The sequence below is a fragment of the Mucilaginibacter inviolabilis genome, from assembly GCF_011089895.1.
Classification (GTDB): domain Bacteria; phylum Bacteroidota; class Bacteroidia; order Sphingobacteriales; family Sphingobacteriaceae; genus Mucilaginibacter; species Mucilaginibacter inviolabilis.
Window position 1 is genome coordinate 206,170 of record NZ_JAANAT010000003.1, and the last position, 19,617, is coordinate 225,786.

21 protein-coding genes are annotated in these 19,617 nt (G+C 42.8%); 16 read left to right on the top strand and 5 right to left on the bottom strand.

Annotation, left to right across the window (positions count from 1 at the left end):
• Nucleotides 1-528 (top strand): isoprenylcysteine carboxyl methyltransferase family protein, encoded by a 528-nt coding sequence (locus G7092_RS20945; protein WP_166092105.1) that lies wholly within the window; start codon nt 1-3, stop codon nt 526-528.
• An 18-nt stretch (nt 529-546) separates the two neighbouring features.
• On the opposite strand, the gene G7092_RS20950 is transcribed toward G7092_RS20945, so the two are convergent.
• Complete coding sequence (locus G7092_RS20950; RefSeq protein ID WP_166092108.1) at nt 547-906, bottom strand: VOC family protein; 360 nt, start codon at nt 904-906, stop codon at nt 547-549.
• Between the two features lie 415 nt (nt 907-1,321).
• On the opposite strand from G7092_RS20950, the gene G7092_RS20955 reads away from it, so the two are divergent.
• The 8 genes from G7092_RS20955 (at nt 1,322) to G7092_RS20990 (ending at nt 9,896) form a co-directional block, all read left to right on the top strand.
• Entirely contained in the window at nt 1,322-1,669 is a 348-nt protein-coding gene (locus G7092_RS20955) for a carboxymuconolactone decarboxylase family protein (RefSeq protein ID WP_166092110.1), read from the top strand.
• A 117-nt stretch (nt 1,670-1,786) separates the two neighbouring features.
• On the top strand, nt 1,787-2,419 hold the full coding sequence (locus G7092_RS20960; RefSeq protein WP_166092114.1) for a hypothetical protein: 633 nt from the start codon (nt 1,787-1,789) through the stop codon (nt 2,417-2,419).
• Entirely contained in the window at nt 2,412-2,972 is a 561-nt protein-coding gene (locus G7092_RS20965; protein ID WP_166092116.1) for a DNA-3-methyladenine glycosylase I, read from the top strand. The genes G7092_RS20960 and G7092_RS20965 overlap by 8 nt, the downstream gene beginning before the upstream one ends.
• 225 nt (nt 2,973-3,197) lie before the next feature.
• On the top strand, nt 3,198-6,005 hold the full coding sequence (polA, locus tag G7092_RS20970; protein ID WP_166092119.1) for a DNA polymerase I: 2,808 nt from the start codon (nt 3,198-3,200) through the stop codon (nt 6,003-6,005).
• A gap of 59 nt (nt 6,006-6,064) precedes the next feature.
• The gene (locus tag G7092_RS20975; protein ID WP_166092121.1) at nt 6,065-6,442 is read left to right on the top strand and encodes a hypothetical protein; all 378 of its coding nucleotides are present in this window, start codon (nt 6,065-6,067) and stop codon (nt 6,440-6,442) included.
• Between the two features lie 522 nt (nt 6,443-6,964).
• Nucleotides 6,965-8,398: a glycogen synthase gene (locus G7092_RS20980; RefSeq protein WP_166092123.1), complete on the top strand. Its 1,434-nt coding sequence runs from the start codon at nt 6,965-6,967 to the stop codon at nt 8,396-8,398.
• Nucleotides 8,388-9,650, top strand: a complete 1,263-nt coding sequence (locus tag G7092_RS20985) for a glucose-1-phosphate adenylyltransferase (protein WP_166092125.1) — start codon at nt 8,388-8,390, stop codon at nt 9,648-9,650. The genes G7092_RS20980 and G7092_RS20985 overlap by 11 nt, the downstream gene beginning before the upstream one ends.
• 69 nt (nt 9,651-9,719) lie before the next feature.
• Nucleotides 9,720-9,896 (top strand): hypothetical protein, encoded by a 177-nt coding sequence (locus tag G7092_RS20990; protein ID WP_166092127.1) that lies wholly within the window; start codon nt 9,720-9,722, stop codon nt 9,894-9,896.
• Between the two features lie 156 nt (nt 9,897-10,052).
• Here the strand turns inward: G7092_RS20990 and G7092_RS20995 are convergent, their stop codons facing one another.
• The 3 genes from G7092_RS20995 to G7092_RS21005 form a co-directional block, all read right to left on the bottom strand.
• Nucleotides 10,053-10,733, bottom strand: coding sequence for a metal-dependent hydrolase (locus tag G7092_RS20995; protein WP_166092129.1), 681 nt, complete (start codon nt 10,731-10,733; stop codon nt 10,053-10,055).
• 458 nt (nt 10,734-11,191) lie between these two features.
• Nucleotides 11,192-11,497, bottom strand: a complete 306-nt coding sequence (locus G7092_RS21000; protein ID WP_166092131.1) for a YbaB/EbfC family nucleoid-associated protein — start codon at nt 11,495-11,497, stop codon at nt 11,192-11,194.
• A gap of 119 nt (nt 11,498-11,616) precedes the next feature.
• The gene (locus G7092_RS21005; RefSeq protein ID WP_166092134.1) at nt 11,617-12,831 is read right to left on the bottom strand and encodes a serine hydrolase domain-containing protein; all 1,215 of its coding nucleotides are present in this window, start codon (nt 12,829-12,831) and stop codon (nt 11,617-11,619) included.
• 108 nt (nt 12,832-12,939) lie between these two features.
• Between G7092_RS21005 and G7092_RS21010 the strand changes: the two genes are divergently transcribed.
• From G7092_RS21010 to G7092_RS21040, 7 genes are all read left to right on the top strand, one after another.
• On the top strand, nt 12,940-13,944 hold the full coding sequence (locus G7092_RS21010; RefSeq protein WP_166092137.1) for a tetratricopeptide repeat protein: 1,005 nt from the start codon (nt 12,940-12,942) through the stop codon (nt 13,942-13,944).
• A gap of 39 nt (nt 13,945-13,983) precedes the next feature.
• Nucleotides 13,984-15,006, top strand: coding sequence for a tetratricopeptide repeat protein (locus tag G7092_RS21015; protein ID WP_166092139.1), 1,023 nt, complete (start codon nt 13,984-13,986; stop codon nt 15,004-15,006).
• Nucleotides 15,007-15,010: 4 nt separating this feature from the next.
• The gene (locus tag G7092_RS21020) at nt 15,011-15,298 is read left to right on the top strand and encodes a hypothetical protein (protein WP_166092141.1); all 288 of its coding nucleotides are present in this window, start codon (nt 15,011-15,013) and stop codon (nt 15,296-15,298) included.
• Nucleotides 15,299-15,446: 148 nt separating this feature from the next.
• Nucleotides 15,447-16,844 (top strand): class II fumarate hydratase, encoded by a 1,398-nt coding sequence (fumC, locus tag G7092_RS21025; protein ID WP_166092143.1) that lies wholly within the window; start codon nt 15,447-15,449, stop codon nt 16,842-16,844.
• Nucleotides 16,845-17,008: 164 nt separating this feature from the next.
• Nucleotides 17,009-17,449: a fumarate hydratase gene (locus G7092_RS21030; protein ID WP_166092145.1), complete on the top strand. Its 441-nt coding sequence runs from the start codon at nt 17,009-17,011 to the stop codon at nt 17,447-17,449.
• A gap of 2 nt (nt 17,450-17,451) precedes the next feature.
• Nucleotides 17,452-18,246 (top strand): S1/P1 nuclease, encoded by a 795-nt coding sequence (locus tag G7092_RS21035; RefSeq protein WP_166092148.1) that lies wholly within the window; start codon nt 17,452-17,454, stop codon nt 18,244-18,246.
• Nucleotides 18,247-18,352: 106 nt separating this feature from the next.
• Entirely contained in the window at nt 18,353-18,796 is a 444-nt protein-coding gene (locus tag G7092_RS21040; protein ID WP_166092150.1) for a low molecular weight protein-tyrosine-phosphatase, read from the top strand.
• Between the two features lie 117 nt (nt 18,797-18,913).
• Here the strand turns inward: G7092_RS21040 and G7092_RS21045 are convergent, their stop codons facing one another.
• Nucleotides 18,914-19,423, bottom strand: a complete 510-nt coding sequence (locus tag G7092_RS21045; protein ID WP_166092152.1) for a GNAT family N-acetyltransferase — start codon at nt 19,421-19,423, stop codon at nt 18,914-18,916.
• Nucleotides 19,424-19,617 lie beyond the last annotated feature (194 nt).

Sequence of the window (19,617 nt, forward strand, 5' to 3'; positions counted from 1 at the left end):
ATGATACCCCTGAATGTTTTATTTTACATCGTATTTTTTTTACGATTGATCACCATTTTTATTTCGGCACGAAATGAAAAAAAATTAAAAAAGCTGGGCGCTGTGGAATATGGCAAATCCAATTCAACTGTATTGGTATTATTCCATTTTGCCTATTACGCTGCCTGCCTGGTTGAAGGTTATACCAAAGGAGCTTTTTATACCGACAACCTCACTACCTATGGGCTCATTATTTATATTGCAGCTATAGCAGTGCTTTATTATGTTATTTACGCCATCAGGCATGTATGGACAGTTAAGCTGATCATTGCACCAAAGCAATATCATGTCTTGAATACCAACGCGCTGTTCAGGTTTGTAAAGCATCCCAATTATTTCCTGAATATTATACCCGAGCTTATTGGTATAGCGCTTGTTTTTCATGCCTGGTTTACTTTGATCATAGGCTTCCCGATTTATCTTATCCCGCTGATCATCCGGATAAGACAGGAGGAAAAAGTGATGAAAGAGCACTTTGAGCAATACTAAAGAGTAAAAGCTAAGCTGCTACAGCAGCTGTAGCAGTTCCATCCGGTTGCCAAAAGGATCGATGAAAGCAAAGCGTTCCCGGCCGGTAATCAAGGGCTCTTCCATGATTTCCAATCCCTGTTTTTCCAGGTATATGCGCGCGGCCTGCACATCGCCCACTTCAAAAGCCGTATGCCTGATAGAACGGGGATGACTTTCCTCTACCCCTATATGCAGCTCGATATCCGCTATCCTGAACCAATACCCTGCCGACGAAAATACTCCCGGGCGTTCCGTTAGCTCGAGCCCGATAATATTGGTATAAAACAACCGGGCCTCTTCCAGTCTGTCTGGTGGAACGCAAATGTGTATATGGTCGGTTCGCTTAAAGTTGATCATGAACAGAGGATAAATTCAGCAGTAAAATTAGGATAAAGCAAACAATAAAAAATGCCGATAACTCCATTATTATAAAGTAAAAAGTATTTGTATTTGCTAATTAGTTTAGTAAATTTGTGTAGATAACAGCCCGGTCTTTTTTTATAAAGCCGGGCTGTTTAGTTGAAAGAAAAAGATAACAAAAAACGACTGTTTGGTGTGCAAGCGCCTTACAGCCAATTATTTGTTACTTTTTAAACCTTTCAAAACACATCAAGAATTTGTTAAAAAGTGTTAAAATAGATGTTTTTGAATAGTTTTTGGATGGTTTTTGACCCGGTTTTGCCTCCTTTTTGGCTCAAAAAGTGTTAAAATTATACCTTTAAAAAGTTTTTTAGACATCATCTAATTCAATAACTCAATAATTAAAACTCCCGTGGGAAAACTCGTAGAAGAATTTGACGCCTATCGTACCAAGATGAACGACAGGGTCATGAAAACCGCCAACACCAATATTAAACGCTTTTTCGCGCTGGATACCACCAGCTATGCCGATGGTGCATTAGATGTTAAAACCAAAGAAATGCTGGGTCTGGTAGCCAGTATGGTTCTCCGTTGCGACGATTGTATCAAATATCACCTGGGCAAGTGCCATGCAGCCGGCGTAAACAGCGATGAACTGAACGAGGTATTTATGATAGCCAATCTGGTAGGCGGCTCCATCGTGATTCCCCATTACCGCAGGGCTGTGGAGTATTGGGATGAGCTGATGAATGAGGCTTAACAGGCTTTAAGTTCTAAGGTATTATCAACAATTTACGCGGATGGAGTAACAGATTGATTTAGATGTAATAAAATAGCCATACATACGTATATTTAATATCCTAAATCAACCTGAGCCATGTATAAGTCTAAATTATCCCGGAATGTGTTCCCTGTTGATGTGCTGCCAATCGTCAATATCTTGCTCATATTAGTAATGTTAAGATTTTTTATGAGCGGAAGGCCTGTGGTTAGGTGCCCTATAGATATTAACCCACCATTAACATCTTCAAATCTAATAGCAGATAGTTTTGTTAATGATGGAGCCACTATATTGATAGCACAAGGGAAAGTGATGCTGGAGCTTCCAGACAGCAGCCTGAGGGAGCAAACATTAAAACAAATAGGAATCCGGTACGGCATTTCTTTTTCATCTGCCGAAATGTCAAAATTTGGAACGACTGATGTAATTGGTAGCCCTGTTCATGAGCTTAAAAATTATATCAAAAGCTATTATGATCCTCAGAGTTACTATACACAGAAAGGCATAAGTATTGATACCGTAAGTAACGAGTTGTTTAACTGGCTATATGCGGCAAGAAAGGCTTATGCGACACAGCATGGTAGTCCTATGAGAATCAATATAAAAGCTGATAAAAACACAAGCTACACATTGATAAAACAGGTAATAAATGTTCTGCAAAGTCAAAAAATAAACAAGTTTTCACTGATTACACTGGTTGCAAGGTCTAAATACACTGATTATGAATGATATCGACTTAAAACGCTGCACCTGGGCCGGCACCGATCCTTTGTACATGAAATATCATGACGAAGAATGGGGAAAAGAAGTTCATAATGATAAGATACTGTTTGAGTTTTTGATACTGGAATCGGCACAGGCAGGTTTAAGCTGGATCACTATTTTACGCCGCCGCGAAAACTATTGCAAAGCTTTTGCCGGGTTCGACGTAAAAAAAGTAGCCGCCTTTACCGATGCCGATGTGGAGCGCCTGATGCAGGATGCCGGTATTATCCGTAACCGCTTAAAAATTCTGACTGCCATCACCAATGCACAGTTGTTTATCAAAGTGCAGCAGGAGTTTGGCTCGTTTGATAAATACCTCTATAGTTTTATGCCCGATGGCAAACCGATCATCAATCACCCGGAACGGGGTGTACCTGCCAGTACACCCATATCTGATGCCATTAGTAAGGATATGAAAAAACGCGGCTTTAAATTTTTTGGTACTACCATATGCTATGCGTATATGCAGGCAACGGGTATGGTGAACGATCACCTGGCCAGCTGCGATTTTAGATAGCACTAATTACACGAATGGCATCGAATTACAATAAGCACAAATTTTACTAATACCATCGAATTGCACGAATTAATTATAGAGTCTATAAATAGCTTCTTTGTGGCTATAAATACTATTTTTGCATAGAGCCATTATATTGTAAAGCCACTAAGCATTCGTGTAATCTGAAAAGAAATTCGTGTAATTAGTGGCAATATAAATTGGTGCAATTAGTGTAAAATATCAATGAAAAAACTATTTCTTTTGGATGGCATGGCCCTTATTTACCGGGCGCATTTTGCTTTAAGTAAAAGTCCGCGGTTTACGTCGAATGGGCTCAACACTTCGGCTGTAATGGGTTTTACCAATACCCTGTTGGATGTTTTGAAAAAAGAAAAACCAACACATATGGCCGTGGTATTTGATACCGAAGCGCCAACCGAACGGCATACCGATTATGAAGCCTATAAGGCCCATCGCGAGGCCATGCCCGAGGATTTGTCCAAAGCTCTTCCCTACGTGATCAAAGTGATACTGGGTTTCAATATTCCGGTGATTACTGCTGATGGTTATGAGGCCGATGATATCATTGGCACCCTGGCCAAAAAAGCCGAACAAAAAGGTTACCAGGTGTATTGCATGACTCCTGATAAAGATTTCGCGCAGCTGGTATCCGAAAACATCCGCATTTACAAACCTGCCCGCATGGGTAACGAAATGGAAGTGCTCGGTGTTAAAGAAGTGCTGGAAAAGTGGGAAATTGAACGCGTAGAACAAGTTATTGATATCCTGGGTTTATGGGGCGATGCTGTTGATAATATCCCAGGTATCCCCGGTATCGGCGAAAAAACTGCTAAGGCCCTGATCAAACAATATGGCTCGATGGAAGAGATCATTGCCCATAGTCATGAGCTAAAAGGTAAACAGCGCGAAAACGTAGAACAATATGCAGAGCAAGGGTTGCTTTCTAAAAAACTGGCTACCATACTGCTCAACGTTCCGGTAGAGCTGGACGAAGAAGGCCTGCAAATGGGTGAACCAAGCAAAGACCTGCTGGAACCGCTTTTTGCTGAACTGGAATTCCGCACCTTAGGTCGCCGGGTTTTTGGCGACGACTTCAGCGTTACCGAGATGAAAGCCGTATCGGTACAAACCGATTTGTTTGGCGATCCGGTGGCCACTGCCCGCACTACCATGACGGTTGATGTGGAAGATATTTACGAACCACCCGTTACCGCCGCTAAAAATATTGACAATGTACCGCATGAATATCACCTGGCCGATACGCCAGAGAAACGAGCGGAACTGATATCGCTATTGCTTAAACAACAAACCATTTGTTTTGATACCGAAACCACCGGCACCGATGCTAATTATTGCGAGCTGGTAGGCTTGTCATTCGCGGTAAAACCGGGCGAGGCCTGGTATGTGCCCGTTCCGGACAATCAGGATGAGGCTAAAAGTATCGCGACTGAATTTAAGCCGGTACTGGAAAATGAAGGCATCAGCAAAATAGGGCAAAACATCAAGTTTGATATCCTGATACTCAAATGGTACGGCGTTGAAGTAAAGGGTGCTCTGTTTGATACCATGATGGCCCACTATGTAATCGATCCGGATACACGTCATGGTATGGATATCCTTTCGGAAAATTACCTGGGTTATAAACCGGTCTCCATCACTACGCTTATTGGTCCTAAAGGTAAAAACCAGGGCAATATGCGCGATGTAGAGATAGAAAAGATTAAAGAATACGCCGCCGAGGATGCCGACATTACCCTGCAGCTTAAAGATATTTTTGAGCCGAAATTAAAGCAGGTAGAAAGCGAAAAACTCATCAACGAAATTGAGCATCCGCTGATATATGTACTGGCCGATATGGAGTTTGAGGGCGTAAAGATCGACCATGATACACTGCGCGAATTCTCTAAACAACTGGAAACCGATATTGCCGGTTTTGAAAAAACAGTATATGAAAAAGCGGGTGTACGTTTCAATATCGCGTCGCCAAAACAACTGGGCGAGGTGCTGTTTGAAAAACTGATGCTTGATCCCAAAGCCAAAAAAACCAAAACGGGCCAATACCAAACCGGCGAAGATGTGCTATTATCCCTTGCTGCCAAAAGTGATATTGTGAGAGACATCCTGGACTTTCGCCAGCTGCAAAAATTAAAGTCGACTTACGTAGATGCATTGCCAACTATGGTTAATCCCAAGACCGGGCGTGTGCATACTTCTTATAACCAGGCGGTGGCTGCAACCGGGCGTCTAAGCAGCGTGAACCCCAATTTACAAAATATCCCTATCCGTACCGAGCGCGGACGCGAGGTGCGTAAAGCTTTTATCCCACGCGATAATGGGCACAGCATTGTATCGGCGGATTACTCGCAGATAGAGCTGCGCATTATTGCCGAGATCAGTAAAGATCCTAACATGATGCAGGCCTTTATTGACAATCTGGATATCCACACTGCTACGGCTGCCAATGTATACGGCATAGCTCTGGATGAAGTAACCAGCGATCAGCGCCGTAATGCCAAGGCGGTAAACTTTGGTATCATCTACGGGCAATCGGCATTTGGTTTATCACAAAATCTGGGCATCCCGCGTAAAGAGGCTGCAGATATTATTGAACAGTATTTTGCGCAGTTCCCAGGGATCAAACAATACATGACCGACACCATGAATTTTGCCCGCGAAAACGGTTATGTAACTACGCTGATGGGCCGCCGCAGATATCTGCGCGATATCAATTCGGCCAATGCTACCGTACGCGGCTTTGCCGAACGAAATGCCATCAACGCTCCGATACAAGGTTCGGCGGCGGATATGATCAAAATTGCCATGATCAACATTCACCGGGAAATAAAGGCCCAAAAATTGGAAGCCAAAATGACCATGCAGGTGCATGACGAGTTGGTGTTTGATGTGCCCAATCACGAAATTGAGCTGATAAAACCCATCATTATGCACAACATGAAAACCGCCATCAAAACCGAAGTGCCTATTATGGTGGAGATTGGCACGGGGTTGAACTGGTTGGAAGCGCATTGATAGAGAGAGTCAATAGCAAAGAATCAAAATAAGCCACTGCGAATTAACGAAGATTTAAAATGGTTAATTTAATTGAATTCACTTTGAAGTCAGACCGAGGAGAACGGTTTTTGTTTATTAGTCCGGTATTGATGCAATCCAAGGAAATGCCTTCATTGCTACCTCCTATCAAGGCATATGTATACGAGGATTTAATAAAAGAGGATTTTTGGGCACATTTGGGAGATAAAAAAAGCGAAATTCCTAAAGAGTTTGAAAGAAAGGAACTGGTTATTAAACATGATCAGGATTTTGAAAAGGCGTATCTGGGTTATTTAGTTTTGAGCGATGGTGAAAGCACGCTATGGCAATGGGAAGATAATGTAACAGGGCTTAATAAAGGCGATATTGAAAAAATAGAAGCATTTTTAAATAATTACAAGAAAAATAAAAATTGATCTTTAGTTTCCAGCTGTGACTCGGCCCCAGCCCATAGTTGTTCGGAAGATTATTTGGGGGGCTAAAGCCAGGAAATACGACTACTATCCGTCCCATAAATGGGACGGCAATGAATGAGGAGAGTAATTTGTCTTTCATTGCCGTTGGTTTTAACCAACGGGCCGTAAAGAAGCAGTTATTGGCTTTAGCCTAATTCTCCCGCAGTCGCTCGACTCCAGCCGGATGACCATTATTAACCAGTCTCCGGCCGCAGTTGCCTGGCCGTCCCATGTGCTGACGACAATTTATTTACGAATAAGATAAAATATAAGAACTTTTATAATCATAAAGCTTGCTTAGTGTATTCGGCGGTACAACCTGGTATTGGCTGTTTTCTGCGTTTTTGGTGCAAATACCGCAAAGTAAGGCTCAAAACCTTAATAAGTTTTTTACAATAATCTGTCTAAATTTCAAAAACTATATTAATTCATATAGGTTTCTCTTTTAGCAATCTTTGCTTAAATTGAACCAATAAAACCTTAATGAAAATATACCATCTGAGTGCCGAATGTTATCCCGTTGCCAAGGTTGGCGGGCTTGCTGATGTGGTTGGCGCATTGCCCAAATACCAGAATCAGGCGGGTTTGCAGGCTGCCGTTGTCATGCCTTTTTATGATCGCAAGTTCACCCGCGAAAACGAGTTTGACGTGGTTTTCAGCGCGGCTACGCTATTGGGCACCCGCAGGCTTTTTTTTGAGATACTAAAAGAAAAAACCGATAAGCTGGGCTTTGAACTATACCTGGTAAAAATCCCCGGACTCATCGATCGCGAAAATATATACAGCTATCCGGATGAGCGGGAGCAGTTTATCGCTTTTCAGCTGGCTTTTTTAGATTGGATAAGTTATAGCGGCCAAACACCCGATGTGATCCATTGTCATGATCATCACTCGGGGTTGGTGCCCTTCCTGTTGTACCATTCTAAGTTATATCAACGATTGGCTAATACGCCTACTGTATTCACTATCCATAACGGGCAATATCATGGTGCTTTTGGTTGGGACAACCTCTCCTATCTGCCCGAGATCGACCTGACAAAAACAGGTTTGCTGGATTGGGCCGGCGGCATTAACCCACTGGCAGCGGCTGTAAAATGCTGCTGGAAATATACTACCGTATCGCCCACTTATCTGCATGAGCTTACGGTAAACTCCAACGGGCTGGAGTATCTGTTCTGGACAGAAAGAGAGAAAGGTTATGGCATTATCAACGGTATTGATACCGATGTATGGAATCCGCAAACAGATGCCATGATAGCCACAAAATTTACGGCCAGGCAAATAGCTAAAGGAAAACAAGCCAATAAAGCTGTGATCTGCGAGCGCTTTGCGCTGAATGCTGCTAAACCTCTTTTTGTATTTATAGGTCGTTTAGTAGTTGAAAAAGGCGCCGATCTGCTGCCAGAGGCCATTGAACGGAGCATTACAGAGAATGAGGGACAAGCTAACTTCCTGATCCTGGGTTCGGGTGATAAAGAAATGGAAACCGCCCTGCTGGAACTGAAAGAAAAATACCCGGAACAATGCAATGTATTTATTGGTTATGATGAAGCATTGGCTCACCTCATTTACGCCGGTGCCGATTTTTTACTGATGCCTTCGCGTGTTGAGCCATGCGGCCTTAACCAATTATACTCCCTAAGATATGGCACAATGCCGCTGGTTAGAAGCACCGGCGGATTGATAGACTCAGTTATTGATTTTGGCGACGAAGGTGGTTACGGCATCCGGTTTAATAATGCCAGTGTTGATGATATCTGCCATGCCATTGCCCGTGCTAATACCCTTTATCAAAATACAACACAATTGCAGCAATTGCGCAAACGCATGATGGCGCTCGATTTTTCGTGGGACCGTTCGGCAAAAGAATATATTGATCTGTATGAAAGTTTAAACCCTACGAGATATGACATCTAAAGTAATTTCCATTGTACTTGGCGGTGGCCAGGGCAGTCGTTTATCCCCCCTTACGGCAACACGCTCCAAGCCCGCAGTTCCTATTGCCGGTAAATACCGGTTGGTTGATATTCCTATTTCCAACTGCCTGCATTCGGGTATTACACGTATTTATGTATTAACGCAGTTTAACTCGGCATCGTTAAATAAGCACATCAAAAACACCTATCACTTTAGCAGCTTTAGTGATGCTTTTGTTGATATTTTGGCAGCTGAGCAAACACCAACCAGCGGAGCCTGGTTTCAGGGTACTGCCGATGCGGTAAGGCAAAGCCTGCACCATTTATCGGTTCATGAATTTGATTATGTGCTGATCCTTTCGGGCGACCAGCTGTACCAGATGGATTTTGAAGAAATGATCAATCACCATATCGATACGGGTGCCGAAATTTCTATCGCTACTATTCCGGTTGATGCTGCCGATGTTCCGGGTTTTGGCATCTTAAAAACGGATGAGAACAGCATGGTTACCGCCTTTGTTGAAAAACCAAAATCGGATTTTGAAAGCTGGGCATCAGATGTAAGTGATGAAATGAAAGCCGAAGGACGGGTTTACCTGGCCTCGATGGGTATTTATATATTTAACCGTAAGCTTTTGTATGAACTGCTGGAAGGGAACGACCGTACCGATTTTGGGAAAGAGATCATCCCGCAGTCCATCGCTGATCATAAAGTGGCCAGTTTCCAGTATGAAGGTTATTGGACAGATATCGGTACCATTCCATCGTTTTTTGAGGCCAACCTGGGTTTAACAGATGATATCCCTAAGTTTAATCTGTTTGGCGAAAATCACATATACACCCGTGCGCGCATGTTGCCGCCATCAAAAATATCGGGCACAACGATGGAAAAATCCATTATTGCCGATGGTTGTATTATTAATGCCAAACGGATCACCCGTTCGCTCATTGGTATCCGGACGCGTATAGGTGTAGAAACCATTATTGAAAACTGTTATGTGATGGGTAACGATAGCTATCAGACCCTGGAGCAAATTGCCGAGCTGAAGTTGGATCATTCGCCTATAATGGGTATTGGCGAACACTGCCAGATCAGGAATGCCATTATTGATAAAAATACCTACATCGGTAACAATGTTAAAATAAACATGGGTAAAACACTGCCCGACGGTGATTTTGACACCCATACCGTACAGGATGGCATCGTAGTGATCAAAAAACGCGCGGTTATACCCGATGGAACAGTTATTTAACTAAAACTTAATACAAACATTTCATATTTAATTTGTTATAAATAAAATAACCATTTAAACGGAACAAGTATGAAAAAAGCAATTTGTATGATCGCTTTAGCTGCGATCTCTGCCAGCACTGTTTTTGCGTATGCCCCAGTAAAGAAAACCGATGGTACCGTACAAACGGATACTACTAAAACCAAGAAAAAGTGGAAAAACAAAAAGAAGAAAGATTCCACTAAAAAAGATACCACAAAAATGTAGTGATCTTTTTTCATCAACAAAAAGGCCTCCTGAAAACATCGGGAGGCCTTTTTGTATTTAAGAATCTTGTCATCCTGAGGAACGAAGGATCTAGTCGCAAATATGCATGGCGCAGATCAGATGCTTCACTTCGTTCAGCATGACAATAAAAAAAGCTTACAACTCTATAGTTTCACCAACCGCGGGCAATTTAAGGTTAAGCCCAGCTTTAACAAATTTCTCAGCTACCTCATCTTTGGCAATCTTAATTGCCGGGAACGAATCATAGTGCATACCAATAATGTTTTTGCAATTAATAAATCCTGCTGCTTTGATGGCGTCATCGGCACCCATAGTATAGTTATCGCCCAGGGGTAAATAAGCCCAGTCCAGGTTATCGTCGGCCAGTAATTTCATATCATAGGTAAGCGCGGTATCGCCGGCAAAGTATATGTTTTTACCTTCGTTGGTGTAAATCACAAATCCTGCAGGGTTACCACCCGGTGCGCCATCGGGCATGGTGCTGGAGTGGATAGCATTTACCATCTTAACCCGACCGAATTCAAAGTTAAAGCCGCCGCCAATATTCATACCATGTACATTGTCGATGCCTTTGCTGCCAAGCCAGTTAGCGATTTCGGCTATACAGATCACCTTGGCTCCGCTGTTTTTTTGCACCTCGATCAGGTCGGCCACGTGGTCGCCATGACCGTGCGATACCAAAATATAGTCGGGCTTGATGGTATTGATATCGATATGTTTGGCCAGTGCATTATGGGTGATAAAAGGATCAAAAAGTAGTTTTTTGCCGCCGGTTTCTATCTCAATGGTCGATTGTCCGTAATAGGTAGTTTTCATTTTTTTGTTATTTGTTTTGATGGATCAAAGCTAAATACTTATAACTAAATGTTGCAACGCATAAGTATCTCGTGGCAGAAAAGTTACAAAGACGGATTGCCTTTGGGGCAGTGCGAGGTAGGATTGAATTTGAAAGCATGGGAGAGTGCGATTCCCTCCCTCGGGAGGGGAAGGGAGGGGTTTATTCGTAAGACAGGTAGCAAAGAACCCCTACCAGCTACAACACTATCCATCGCGCCCCTCCCCAAGGAGGGAATTTAGCTGCAAATAAATAGACTATGAAAAGACATTCAGTCCCCTCAGGGTCTCTCGCAGAGGACCCTGAGGCATACAGAAAAGTGGGTTTACATAAAAATACCCTATTTTGAGATAAATTGTATTTAAATAATTGATTATCAATTAAATATAAAAATGTTAACCCTGAAAAGTGTAAACCATGTAAACCCACTTTTGGGGGTTTATTGGCCAAACATGCCACCGAGGTTGCCTAACATACTCTTGGTCACGGCGGCCATTTCGCTCTGGCTTATATTTTCGGCTTGTTCCATAGCCTTGTTAATGGCTACTGCCAGAAGTTCTTCAATCTCTTCCTTATCAGCGTCGGCAAAGAAAGCACTATCGATATGGATGGATTGCACTACTTTGTTGGCATTTGCAGTAACGGTGATCTTACCGCCCTCAGCCACACCGGATACGATGATCCCGTCCAGACGTTTTTTTACTTCACCAGCCTTTTGCTGGGCTTCCATGAGTTTATCAAACATGATATTTAGAATTAAGTGAGTGGTTGATTATGTTGATTGGGGGAGTAGTTGGTTGAGTTGATAGCGTTTTACAAAAAAAACCATTCACTTATTCAACTCAATCAACCACTCATTAAAAATTAATCATCATTGGTATCCCCGTTGCCGCTATAAGCACTTTTACGCACTATAGGCATGCCGGCGGCCTTAAACAGATCATCCAGTTTTAACAAGCTGCCATTGGCTAAATTAGTTAACAATACGATGGTGATATCGTTTTTCATGTCGCGCAAATAAATGTGCCTGAAGCCATGCCACCAGCCGGTGTGGTAAATTACCTCCTGCCCCGGCGCGGTGAATGTGCGCCAGCCATAACCATAGCTAAAGTGCCCGTGTACCATAGGGTTACGCGGCACATAAGCCGAATCGAGCGTGGCCTGTTTTAATAAACGACCGGCCCGTAAAGCACGGTCAAATAAAAACAGGTCGCCCACGGTGCTGTAAATGCCTTTATCACCTACGGGGCCATCCAGGAAGTTTTGTGCTACAGAATACCGCCATTGCCCGCGATCGTGCCCTACTACATCAACCGGGATCTTATCATATACGGCTTTGGAATATACGTGAGTATGCACCATGCTGGCTGGGGCAAACACATTCTGCTTCATGAAATCGGCATAGCTCATACCGCTTATCTTTTCAATAATGGCTCCCAGCACCATAAAGTTGGAGTTGTTGTATAAAAAACGTTTGTTGGGTACGTTGAACGGGCGTGGTTTATAGTCGGCTATCATTTTCATAGCCTCGGCATTGGTAAGGCCTTTCTTTTGGTTCAGGTGCTGGCTGCGGTATATATCGTCAATAAAATATACATAGTTCATCATACCCGATCGGTGAGTAAGCAGCAGGCGTATGGTAACCCCATTGTATGGAAAGTCGGGAAAAAACTTTTTTACATCATCGTCAAGGGTGAGTTTGCCACGTTCCATCAGCATTAAAATGGCGGTGGAGGTCATGGTTTTGGTAACCGATGCGAGTTCAAATTGAGAGCTTAATTTCAGACTGTCGCGGTGCAGGTAATCGGCCCAGCCTATCGCGTTTTCGTATACTATCTTGCCCTTTTTGGCCACCAGCACATTGCCATTAAAGCCCCGGGTACGATGAAGTTCTTTCATCACCTCGTCAATCTTTTTATCGGCGTTTTTAGGGTTGTAGGCCAGCAGGGTGACAGTATCTAAGGGTTTGCTTTCGGCGGGACTTAAACTTTTATTTTTATCGTTGCTTTTTGACGAACAGGACGTTAATATCAGCAGGGCGGCAGTAAGGGGTAAAATGCTTTGGTACACTAATCTCATAAATAAATTTCTCAACTTAAACGAATGCGAAAATTAGAAATTATAACGCAGGTATGAATTAAAGTTTTTAATTTTTTCGTTTAGATAATACTCTTTGTATGTTTAGCTATGGATTTAGGTAAAAAACTCAAACTCATTATTTCCTTTTTGTTGTTTTCGATTGCTGCATATGCGCAAAATACGGATGTGAGCGCCTTGATTAAGGAAGGAATTGAGCTTAACAATGCGCGTAATTTTGCGGGTGCTATCGAAAAATATAAACAAGCCCTAACCTCCGATCCGGAAAATGCCCAGGCCAATTACCAGATAGCGTTTTCATTATTTTCATCGGGAAAGGGTGCGGATGGAATTCCGTATTTGGATAAAGTGGTTAAAACGAGTAACAATTTTACCGGACCTGCTTACGAGCTTTTAGGGAGTATTTATGATGCTGCCAAACAGCCCCAACAGGCCATTGATGCCTACAAAGCCGGAATAAAAATAAAGCCGGATTATCAACCTTTGTATTTTAACATCGGGCTGGCCTATTTCCGCGCAGCTAAATATGCTGATGCGGAATTGGCTGCCACTGAAGCAATCAAACTTGATCCAAAACATGCCAATAGCCAGCGTTTATATGCTTTGGTTTGTTTCCACCAAAACAAACGGGCTCCCGCCCTGCTGGCTCTTTGCAATTTTTTACTGCTGGAACCCGATGGGCCACGGTCTGCCGAGGCCTATACCAATATGCAAAGTATTTTAAAAGGAGGCGCATTAAAAATTGACGGCAAAACAGGCGTTGATAACATGGCTTTAAATAAAGCTATATCCATCGCGGCAGCCACTACCGATAACAGAAAATACGCGTCCCCTGCTGATTTGCTGGCTGCCCAGTTGAAGGCGATATTTACAGCCATAGGCCAATTATCAGAAAAACAAAGCAACAATGATTTTTTTCGGAATTATTATGCCGCATTCTTTTACAAACTGGCACAAACAGAACACATACCCGCTTTTGCCCGGCTGATGGACATGAGCGCTAATAAAGCTGCTGATACGCAATGGCTGCAACAGAATGAAGATAAACGCAAGTCATTGGAAGTGTGGGTGGCAGGAGCAGAAAGAAAATATTAAATCACTTCCTTTTTCAATTTTCAGTATTTAAATTTAAACATGAAAACCTATCACAAAATTTCATTCTCCTTACTGCTTTCTGTTTTTTCATATGTTGCTTTTGCCCAGACTAAGGATGATGCCAAAACGCTGGTGAAACAAGGGGTAGCCCTGAACGATGCAGGAAAGTATGACGAGGCAATTGCTAAATATAACGAAGCAATAAAAGCCGATGCCAATTATTCAACCGCTTACTATGAAATGGGCTATACTTTGTTTAATACAGGAAAAGGTAAAAGCGCGCTGCCTTATTTAGAAAAAGTACTGAAACTCGATCCCAAATCGGGTGGCGCATATGATATGATGGGCAGTATTTATGACGACGATAAGCAGACGGATAAGGCCATAGAATATTTTCAACAGGGGATAAAGGTTGACCCTGGGTATCAGCGGCTGTATTACAACCTGGCCATTATGTATTACCGGCTGGGAAAATATCCCGAGTCGGAAGCCAACGCAGTTAGTGCCATTAAGCTTGATCCTAAACATGCCAGTAGTCAAAGAATATATGCCATGGCTACCTATAGTGAAGATAAACGGGGTATATCACTCTTGGCCTGGAGCAGTTTTTTATTGCTGGAGCCGCAAACCAAGCGCTCGGCAGATGCATTAGGTTACATCAAATATCTGCTGAATTATGGTATTAAGCGCGATTCGAGTAAGAATGTGCAATTGAACCTTTCATCGGGTGCTTCTGAGGCGGGTAATATGGCATTATCCATCTCGGTACTGGCAGCAACGGTGGATAAAAAGGGCCTTACAGGTATTGATTCGCTTAAATTGGAACTAAAAAATGTTTATAGCGTAGCAGGGACCTTTAATACAAACAAGCAAGACGATTTTTATTCCCACTTTTATGCCGATTACTTCGCGAAGCTGGCATCAACCGATAATATGGATGCATTTATCCGTCTGATTAGTTTAACTGCTTACCGGGACGAGAACATACAGTGGTTCAAGGACAATAATGCCAAATTATCTGCTTTAGAGGCTTGGGTTGGAAGCACCAAAAGGGGTTTTTGAACCTATGAAGATAACCGACCGGATGTTTACCATAACGATTATTATTTTGTCAGTACTCCTGTTGGTTTTTGGCTTTGGTTGGGTTAACAGTGATGTGAGCTATAAATATGAGATACAGGATACCCTTGTTGCCAGAAAAGCTTTAGATGAACACCAAAGAGATATCATACATGGTATTATCTTTTGTAAGATAGCAGCAGTAAGCAGCTTTGTTTTATTAATACTAACACTAGTTATACATGAGCTTGAGCCTACGTTTAAAGGTCGGGTCCAATACGTTAAGAAAAAGTAGTTCTTGATCTTTCAGACTTACGAAGTTTTTAAAACTTCGTAAGTCTCCCTAAAGGAGCGTCTACCCTTGTATTAAAAAGATTACGCTTAGCCGTTCCCTTACTTCATATAAAACCATAACTTTGCCCTGCTAAAATTTTAATACTACCATGAGTTTCAGAACCGAACACGATACCATGGGCGAGGTACAGGTACCTGCCGATAAATACTGGGGAGCACAAACAGAGCGTTCACGCAATAACTTTAAAATTGGTCCGGAGGCATCGATGCCTAAAGAGATCATTGATGCGTTTGCTTATCTGAAAAAAGCTGCTGCTTATACCAATACCGACCTAGGTGTACTGCCTGCCGAAAAACGCGACCTGATAGCACAGGTTTGTGATGAGATATTAACCGGCGCTTTGGCCAGTGAATTTCCGCTGGTGATATGGCAAACCGGCTCGGGCACACAATCAAACATGAATGTGAACGAGGTGGTGGCTAATCGCGCGCACGTATTGCAAGGCAATAAACTGGGCGAAGGCAAAACTTTCATCCACCCTAATGATGATGTGAATAAATCGCAATCATCAAACGATACCTACCCAACCGCTATGCACATCGCGGCATACAAAATACTGATCGATGTAACCATCCCCGGTATTGAAAAACTGCGCGATACGCTGCAAGCTAAAGTAGAGGCGTTTAAAAACGTGGTAAAAATTGGTCGTACCCACCTGATGGATGCTACACCGCTGACACTGGGTCAGGAGTTTTCTGGTTATGTATCACAATTGAATCACGGCTTAAAAGCGCTGCGCAATACATTGGATCACCTGTCTGAATTGGCTTTGGGTGGTACCGCAGTAGGTACTGGCATCAACACCCCAAAAGGATATGATGTAAAAGTGGCCGAATACATTGCCAAATTTACCAACTTGCCATTTATCACTGCCGAAAATAAATTTGAAGCCCTTGCTGCTCATGACGCTATTGTGGAAAGCCATGGTGCGTTGAAACAGATCGCGGTATCCTTAATGAAAATAGCTAACGATATCCGGATGCTGGCTTCTGGTCCGCGTTCTGGTATTGGTGAGATTCACATCCCTGATAACGAGCCGGGATCGTCTATCATGCCGGGTAAGGTTAATCCAACCCAAAACGAAGCGGTTACCATGGTGGCTGCCCAGGTAATGGGTAACGATGTGGCTATCTCCATCGGCGGATCAAACGGACATTACGAACTGAATGTATTTAAACCGGTAATGGCAGCCAACTTTTTGCAGTCGGCCCGTTTAATTGGCGATGCTTGCGTTTCTTTTAACGATCATTGTGCGGTAGGTATCGAACCTAACTACGAAGGCATCAAAAAACACCTGGAAAATTCACTGATGCTGGTTACCGCGCTTAACCCGCACATCGGTTACGAAAATGCGGCCAAAATTGCCAAGACAGCCCTGAAAGAAGGTACATCACTACGTGAAGCCGCCATAGGCCTGGGTTTGTTAACCAACGAGCAGTTTGACCAATGGGTACGCCCCGAAGATATGATAGGTTCTTTAAAATAAAGAGCCTCACCCCCAACCCCTCTCCTGAAGGAGAGGGGCTTTTAGTTTATAGCGAATAGTATTTTATGTCAAAGCCCTTTAGCTTTAATTTTTTATCTCTCCTTAAAAAAGGAGCTTTTGCCTTTTACCTTTTACCTTTCGCCCTTTTTATAAGCTCCTGTACCATGAATCCGGATAAGCAAAAGCCCGGCGAAAAGTATGTGCAAGGCGAATGGCGGCAGGACTCCGTACCGGCGCAAAAGCGACTGGTTTCCTACTCGCTTTATGATCTTAAATTCAGCTGCGATTCTTTCTTCGTGAAGATCAGCTCCTATAGCAAAGTAAACTATGGTGCCGATAGCTGTATGGCTAGTGGTCACTGGGCCGAATACATCAAAGGAACCTACACCCAAAGGCAGGACACCCTGCACCTAAAAGGTGAATTTTGTAATGCCGATGGCAGTTATAAAGATGAGAAAGGTTGTTTCCGCTCCGGCGATTATGAAGAATACTTTAAGGTTAAACAAAAAACCGACTCACTTATCCAATTTGCCAGCACATCCAACGTTATACCCATCAACGCCCATTTAATTAAACGAACAAGTTGCACACCAAAACCATTGTAACAATGAAAATCCAATTTTTCAAAAAGATCATTCTGCTTATTGCCGTATTTTATATCCCATTACAAAGTATGGCCTGGGGACCTACCGGTCACCGTGTTTGCGGACAAATAGCTGATAGTTATTTAACGCCTAAAGCGCGCAAGGCTATACAAGGAATTTTAGGCTACGAGTCAATCGCCATTGGCAGTAACTGGGCCGATTTTATTAAATCAGATCCGGCCTACAATTACCTTTACACCTGGCATTTTATCGATCTGGATAAGGCCTTTACCTATCCCGAGCTACAGGCTTATTTAAAAGCAGATACCGCTGTTGATGCCTATACCAAAATGAATTTTTTGATAGCGGAACTAAAGAAGCCAAGCTTAAGCAAGGCCAATAAACTGGTTTACCTGCATATGCTGATCCATATTGTAGAGGACGTACATCAGCCGCTGCACACCGGTCATACCGGTGATAAAGGAGGCAATGATGTTAAAGTGCAGTGGTTTGGTAAAGAAAGCAACCTGCACTCGGTTTGGGATAGCGGCCTGATTGATTTTCAGCAACTGAGCTATACCGAATATGCGGCTATGATTAATCATACTACGGCAACCGAGCGTGCCAAATTGCAAAGTGACCCCATAAGCGAATGGTTGTTTGAGAGTAATCAGCTGGCCGAAAAACTATATGCTGATACTAAAACAGGAGACAGCCTGAGCTATAAATACAACTTTAAATATATCGATATACTGAATCATCAAATGCTGAAAGCAGGCGTACGTCTTGCAGGCATATTGAATAAGATATTTGGATAGTTTTTTTGAGGTGAAGGGTTAAGGGCGAAAGGTAAAAGGCTTTTAAAAGTCAGACAAAACCTTTCACCTTTAACCTTTCGCCTTTTACCTCTTCTCACTTTAAAAAATGAAAATACTAATGGTTTGCTTGGGCAATATATGCCGGTCGCCGCTGGCGGAAGGGATCATGCAGCACCTGAGTGATGAGCAGGGTTTAAACTGGACGGTCGATTCGGCCGGTACCGGTAACTGGCATGTAGGCGAAGGGCCTGACAAGCGTTCTGTCCGTGCCGCGCGTAATCATGGTGTCGACATCAGCAAGCAGGTTTGTCGCCAGTTTAAAGCAAAAGATTTTGAGCGTTTCGACCACATTTTTGTGATGGATAAAAACAACCTGAACGATGTGCTGAACCTTGCCCGCAACGATGAGGAAGCTCGAAAGGTAAAACTGTTACTAGGCGATAAAATAGTGCCCGATCCTTATTATGATGATACCCAGTTTGAACCAGTTTTTGAACTGATTGAAGGTGGTTGCAAGGATATTATTAAAGAGCTGAGGGATATAAGCTAAAATACATGCGTCATTGCGAGGTACGAAGCAATCTCTATACTGTACAGAGCGAAATGGTACATTATCTTAATCTTCCTGTGTAGAGATTGGCAATGATGTGATGGTGAAAATAGCAGGCTAAAAAGCACTTTTACTTACCTTAAAAAACGGAAGATCATCCCCATGCCAAAAAGCACGGCCGTGCGGCTGAAAACCAGCTTTTGATAAAACCTTTTGGGAAGCTCTGTTTTCTGGATGCGTAACGGCACAAATTTCTTTAAGCCCAATTTCATTTAATCCGTACCATACCAATGCCTGAGCAAGCTCTGTAGCAATACCCGAACCCCAGTATTTAAGGTGCAGGCGATAACCCAGTTCAATGCTGTTACGGTCAAATTCGCTGTAGTCTAATATGCAAACACCTATAAAATCATTATCAGCAAGATTAAAAATGCCCCAGCGGCCCATGCCTGTTTTCTTTTGATAATCTTTCAATGTATCCTTAAAAACTTTTTTGCTTTCCTGCGCGGTGCGTTTTTTTACGTAGCGGGTTAATCGCGCATCGGCATCCAGATCGAGTAAAAGGGTTTCGTCCTCAGGTATAAATTCACGTATCAGCAAGCGCGGCGTTTGGGTAATAATGTTCATGGTTCTCAAAAATATATTTTTCTGCAAACGCTTGGGTAAAAAGAGTGTCATATAAGTTAATACGGGGCTCTTAGAACTATGTCATCCTGAACCTGTTTCAGGATGACATAAGATGAGTCGCTCGCATAAAGCCTGTATGTGGGATGCTGAAACAAGTTCAGCATGACGGAATGTTCGTATAATTTGCTTTTTTG